The sequence below is a fragment of the Methyloceanibacter marginalis genome, from assembly GCF_001723295.1.
Classification (GTDB): Bacteria; Pseudomonadota; Alphaproteobacteria; order Rhizobiales; family Methyloligellaceae; genus Methyloceanibacter; species Methyloceanibacter marginalis.
The window spans coordinates 1-5,246 of the sequence record NZ_LPWD01000264.1 but is presented as its reverse complement, the minus strand read 5'-3'; the positions used below and the strand labels follow the sequence as shown (position 1 = coordinate 5,246).

Genomic DNA, 5,246 nt, shown 5'->3' with positions numbered 1-5,246 from the left:
GCCGGCGTCGACCAGCACATGGTCCCGCTCGTACACGCTCGAGAGGATGTCGCCGATATTCTTCTTGATGCTTTCGGGCGTGATGCCGTTCGCCGTGTTCCACTCCGTCTGCTTCTCGCGCCGGCGCGTGGTCTCGGCCATGGCGCGCTCCATGGAGCCGGTGATGCCGTCGGCATAGAGAATGACCTTGCCGTCCACGTTGCGCGCGGCGCGGCCGATGGTCTGCACCAGCGAGGTCTCGGAGCGCAAGAAGCCTTCCTTGTCGGCGTCGAGGATGGCGACCAGGGCGCATTCGGGAATGTCGAGGCCCTCGCGCAACAGGTTGATGCCGATCAGCACGTCGAAGGCGCCCAGTCTCAGATCGCGGATGATCTCGATGCGCTCCAGAGTCTCCACGTCGGAATGCATGTAACGCACGCGGATGCCTTGCTCGTGCATGTACTCGGTCAGATCCTCGGCCATGCGTTTGGTCAGCGTGGTGACCAGCACGCGGTAGCCGGCGGCGACCACTTTGCGCGTCTCGTCGATGAGGTCGTCGACCTGGGTCGTGGCCGGACGCACCTCCACCGGCGGGTCCACCAGTCCCGTGGGGCGGATGACCTGCTCGGCGAACACGCCGCCGGTCTGCTCCAGCTCCCAGCCGCCTGGCGTCGCCGAGACATAGACGGTCTGCGGTCGCATGGCGTCCCACTCCTCGAAGCGCAAAGGCCGGTTGTCCATGCACGACGGCAGGCGGAAACCGTATTCGGCCAGCGTCGACTTTCGCCGGTAGTCGCCGCGGAACATGCCGCCGATCTGCGGCACGGTCACATGGCTCTCGTCCACGAACACCAGCGCGTTGTCGGGCAAATATTCGAACAAGGTCGGCGGCGGCTCGCCGGGTTTCCGTCCCGTGAGGTAGCGCGAGTAGTTCTCGATGCCGGCGCAAGAGCCCGTCGCCTCGATCATCTCCAGGTCGAACAAGGTACGCTGCTCCAGCCGCTGCGCTTCCAGCAGGCGCCCGGCGCCGTTGAGCTCGGTCAGGCGCTGCTTGAGCTCTTCCTTGATGCCGCGGATCGCCTGCTTCAGCGTCGGCTTCGGCGTCACGTAATGGGAGTTGGCGTAGATCTTGACCGAGCTGAACTCGTCGGTCTTGGCGCCGGTCAAGGGATCGAATTCGACCAGCGTTTCCACCTCGTCGCCGAATAGGGAGATGCGCCAGGCGCGATCGTCCAAATGGGCCGGCCACAGCTCGATCGTGTCGCCGCGCACGCGGAACGAGCCGCGGACGAAGTTCACGTCGTTGCGGCGGTATTGCAGCGCCACCAGGTCGGCCATCAACTGCCGCTGCTCCACCTTGTCGCCGCGCTTCAGGCTGAAGGTCATGGCCGTATAGGTCTCGACCGAGCCGATACCGTAGATGCATGAGACGCTGGCCACGATGATTACGTCGTCGCGCTCGATCAGCGCGCGGGTGGCGGCATGGCGCATGCGGTCGATCTGCTCGTTGATCGACGAATCCTTCTCGATATAGGTGTCGGTGCGCGGGATATAGGCTTCCGGCTGGTAGTAGTCGTAATAGGAGACGAAATACTCGACCGCGTTATCCGGGAAGAAGCTCTTGAACTCGCCGTAGAGCTGGGCGGCAAGCGTCTTGTTGGGCGCGAGGATCAGGGCCGGGCGCTGGTCAGCTCGATGACCTTGGCCATGGTGAAGGTCTTGCCCGAGCCGGTGACGCCAAGCAGCACCTGATCGCGCTCTTGCGCATTCGCCTGGGATACGAGTTCGGCAATGGCGCTTGGCTGGTCGCCTTTGGGTGCGAGCTCCGTCTTGAGGTCGAGAACGATGCCGCCTTCGGACTTCTCGGGCCGGGGCGGACGGTGCGGGATGAAATCCGGCACGGCGCCCGTCACCAGGGGATGTCCCTGGATCAGCGGCTGCGGCGCCTCGCCGAAGCCGGGCTCGCGACGGTCGGCGCCGAGCGGCAGGCCACCCGTCTCGCCGGTCACGGCGCGCGGCTCGGCGCGGGAGCCAAAGGTCTTGGGTACTTGTCGGGACATAGTCTGGAATATGGCGGCGGGCAGGGGTCTTGGCTAGAGGCGCGCTGCCGCTAGGGTGTCATGGCCTCGTCAGCCTTCCAGCTCGTCGCGGACCTGGGCGTAGCTCACCACGGCGAAGAGCACCGTGCCGCCCGCGACGTTGCGAGAAGGGTCGGGATGAAGAAGCCACCGGCCACACGCCAAAAACTCTCCTCGCCGATGAGCCACATATATATGGCTTCCACCGAGCCGGCGACGATGTGGGTGAAGTCGCCGAGGGCGATGATGTAGGTGATGAGGGTGATGACGAAGATCTCGGTGCCTTCGGAGGAGGGTAGCATCCAGACCAGGGCGGCGATGAGCCAGCCGGCGGCGATGCCCTTGACGAACATTTCGAGCGGCGTATTGGCCATCATGTGGCGGCTGATATCGCCGACAGCGGCCGCTATCTCGGGGCTGAGCGCGCCGGAATAGGCGAGAAACGCGGCGAACAGGAAGCACCCGACCAGATTGCCCGCCAGAACGATCGCCCATAGCCGAAGAACGTCCAGGATCGCGTTCCAGTCCTTCTTGACCATCACCGGGAGGACGGCGGTCAGCGTGTTCTCGGTAAAGAGCTGCTGGTGGGCAAGGATCACGATGAGAAAGCCCACGCAGTAGCCGAAATCGGCGATCATGCGGGCGCCTGGTACGCCCTCGAGCGTGGCCTCCAGCATGGCTTGAGAGAGTACCGAGAACCCGATGGAAATGCCGGCGGCAAGCGCCGACCACCAAAGTGCGGAAAACTTGCGCGCAAGCTCCGCCTCGCCTTCGAGGCGAATGATCTCGTAGACCACGGCGGCCCGCAGGCGGCGGCGTTCCTTGACCGACTTGGTTTCCTCACGGGTCAAGCCTTCCTGGGGTTGAGGTTCGTTTGCGCTTGCGCCTTTCTTGGCCATGGGTTTCCTTGTCGCGAATCGACCTTTGCTTGATCGGAAAGTAGCGGACTTGACGCTGCGATCCTATCCGGACGCGCCCCCTGGGAGGAGAGCGCAATGACCGCGGAATGACCGACTTTCCACTCCTGGTGCTCACCCACGACGTGCCCTTGTGGGTGGCTGGCCTTCTGATCACGTTCGTGGCGGAAATCTACTCGGTCGGGCTCATGCTGCTGACCCGCTACGTCTACGGGGTGAGCCGCCTCAGCCTGAACAACGAGGTCGCCGGGTTCAAGTTCGCCGTGGTCGGCGTGTTCTACGCTGTGACACTGGCTTTTGTGGTCATCGCTGTTTGGGAAGATTATCGGGACACGCAGGGGGCGGTGCGCGACGAGGCCAAGGCCGCGGTCGACCTGCACCGGTTCTCGTATGCGCTGCCCCAGGGCGGCAGTGAAATCCGCAAGCACCTCGTCACCTATATCAAGGACGTCCGCGAGTATGGGTGGCCGGCCATGTCTTTGGGCAAGCCGAGCGAGCAGGTGGCCAAAGATTTGAGATTGCTGACGGCGGCGGTTCTTGCGGTACAGCCGGAGGACGGCAGGCAGAACACCCTGTTCCAACATTCCCTCGACCTGCTGACGGTGATGACCGACAACCGCAACGAACGTCTCGACAGCTCCGACGGCTCGGTCCCGCCGATCCTGTGGTTCGTGTTGATCGTTGGAGGCTTGATCACGCTCGGCTACCCGGCGTTCTTCGCGGCGTCCAACGTCGTGGCCCAGGTTCTCATGACCGCTTCGTTGGCGGCTCTCGTGGCGATGTCGCTGTTGCTCGGGCTGGCATTCGATTTCCCGTTCACGGGCGATCCGCACATCTCGGTCTATCCGTTCGACGAGGCCCTTCAGCAGATGTCCGACCAAGCCTCAGCGCCATAGGTCGCCTCGAATCGCAGGAGCGCGCGCGGGGACCGTTTACTCGATGGCAAGGATATTGGGCCCAAAATCGGGCCCAAAGCGGGCCTTTCGCCGAAATGCCATGATTGCGGCCAGAGCCCAGGTTATCTGTCTCCGCTTGCGTCCTCCATGGAAGTACCACAAGGCACAATGAGCGAGGTCGGATCAGTCGAGACGTCCGTCGCCGAGGCTTTTCGTCGGGCCGATACTCTCAAGGCGCCGCTCGATGAGAGGCTCGACCATTATATGGGGGAGTCGCGGAAGCTCTTCCCGACGCTCGAGTCTAGTTACGACGATTTGGCCGCACGCCTGCGGGAGAACGGCGTCGGCGGGCGCGTGCCTGGCGTTGGCGAGACGCTCCCTGACGTCCACCTCACCGACAGCGAAGGTCACCTGGTCCGCCTCGGCTCCTTCATGGAACGGGGGCCGCTCGTCATCAGCTTCAATCGCGGCCCTTGGTGCGGCTATTGCGGGCTGGAGTTCCAGGCCTTGGCGCGGGCGTACCCCTTCATCGCCTCGATCGGTGGCGACGTGGTGTCCATCGTGCCGGAACTCAGGCCGCAAGCGCAGGCTTTGCAACAAAAATACGGGCTGCCGTTCTCGGTTCTGACCGATCGCAACCTCGTCTACGCCTCCGCTCTCGGCCTCGTGTTCCGCGCCGGCGACACCATTCGCCGCCTGTATGAGATACTCGGTATCGATCTCACCCAGTTCCAGGGCAATGACGGCTGGCTTCTGCCCCTTCCGGCGACGCTCGTCGTCGGACGCGACGGCCTTATCAAGGCACGCTTTATCGATCCGGATTTCCGGAACCGGATGAAAACCGAAGACATCCTCACGGCGGTCAGTGAAGCGCATTAGCGCGCCGAGATCACTTCCAACTTTTCAGTGAAACGACGCGCGCAAAGCATCGCGTGTCATGCGCGCGCGAGGCCGCCAATGGTCATGCGGTTGAACGCATCTCGGTGCTCTGCGCAGCGCAAACGAGCGCAACATGTGCTTAACAAAACGAATCGTTTCGCACGCGGGATGTACAGTTTGCGGTGCATCATGGCGCGCTTGGAAAGATTTGGTTGTTGAAGATCGGCAAAGAGCGCTCGCTAAATTGCCATTTTCTGCTGCGATCAGCTTATACTCAAAAAAAATAATTGACTTGCCATGTGGGACGGCAAGCCTGGACCACAAGTAAAGCGTGATTCGATGTACGCGTCTTAGGAACGGGTAGACGAGCGACATCAAAACAGCATCGGAGCAAAGCGATGGCTACGAGAACGACTGGGAAGAAACGCACGACGAGTAAGAAGTCAACTGCACGCAAGAGCACGGCGAGGAAGACGGCGAGGACGGCACGCAAGACG

At 62.7% G+C, this 5,246-nt stretch carries 3 protein-coding genes and 1 pseudogene; 2 read left to right on the top strand and 2 right to left on the bottom strand.

Going from position 1 to position 5,246, the window contains the following annotated elements:
• Together uvrB and AUC71_RS10145 are read right to left on the bottom strand one after the other, a co-directional pair.
• Nucleotides 1–2,039, bottom strand: a pseudogene (uvrB, locus tag AUC71_RS10150) (excinuclease ABC subunit UvrB); the annotation flags it as partial.
• A 104-nt stretch (nucleotides 2,040–2,143) separates the two neighbouring features.
• Nucleotides 2,144–2,956 carry a formate/nitrite transporter family protein gene (locus AUC71_RS10145; RefSeq protein WP_244500895.1) on the bottom strand — a complete coding sequence of 271 codons (813 nt, stop codon included), beginning with the start codon at nucleotides 2,954–2,956 and terminating at the stop codon, nucleotides 2,144–2,146.
• Nucleotides 2,957–3,063: 107 nt separating this feature from the next.
• Between AUC71_RS10145 and AUC71_RS10140 the strand changes: the two genes are divergently transcribed.
• Nucleotides 3,064–3,870 (top strand): bestrophin-like domain, encoded by an 807-nt coding sequence (locus AUC71_RS10140; protein ID WP_083238260.1) that lies wholly within the window; start codon nucleotides 3,064–3,066, stop codon nucleotides 3,868–3,870.
• 168 nt (nucleotides 3,871–4,038) lie between these two features.
• Nucleotides 4,039–4,749: a peroxiredoxin-like family protein gene (locus AUC71_RS10135; protein WP_069624167.1), complete on the top strand. Its 711-nt coding sequence runs from the start codon at nucleotides 4,039–4,041 to the stop codon at nucleotides 4,747–4,749.
• Nucleotides 4,750–5,246: the final 497 nt, after the last annotated feature.

Coding starts and splice junctions, on each gene's coding strand:
- AUC71_RS10145 (WP_244500895.1), bottom strand. CDS start 2,956: ATGGCCAAGAAAGGCGCAAGCGCAAACGAACCTCAACCCCAGGAAGGC.
- AUC71_RS10140 (WP_083238260.1), top strand. CDS start 3,064: ATGACCGACTTTCCACTCCTGGTGCTCACCCACGACGTGCCCTTGTGG.
- AUC71_RS10135 (WP_069624167.1), top strand. CDS start 4,039: ATGAGCGAGGTCGGATCAGTCGAGACGTCCGTCGCCGAGGCTTTTCGT.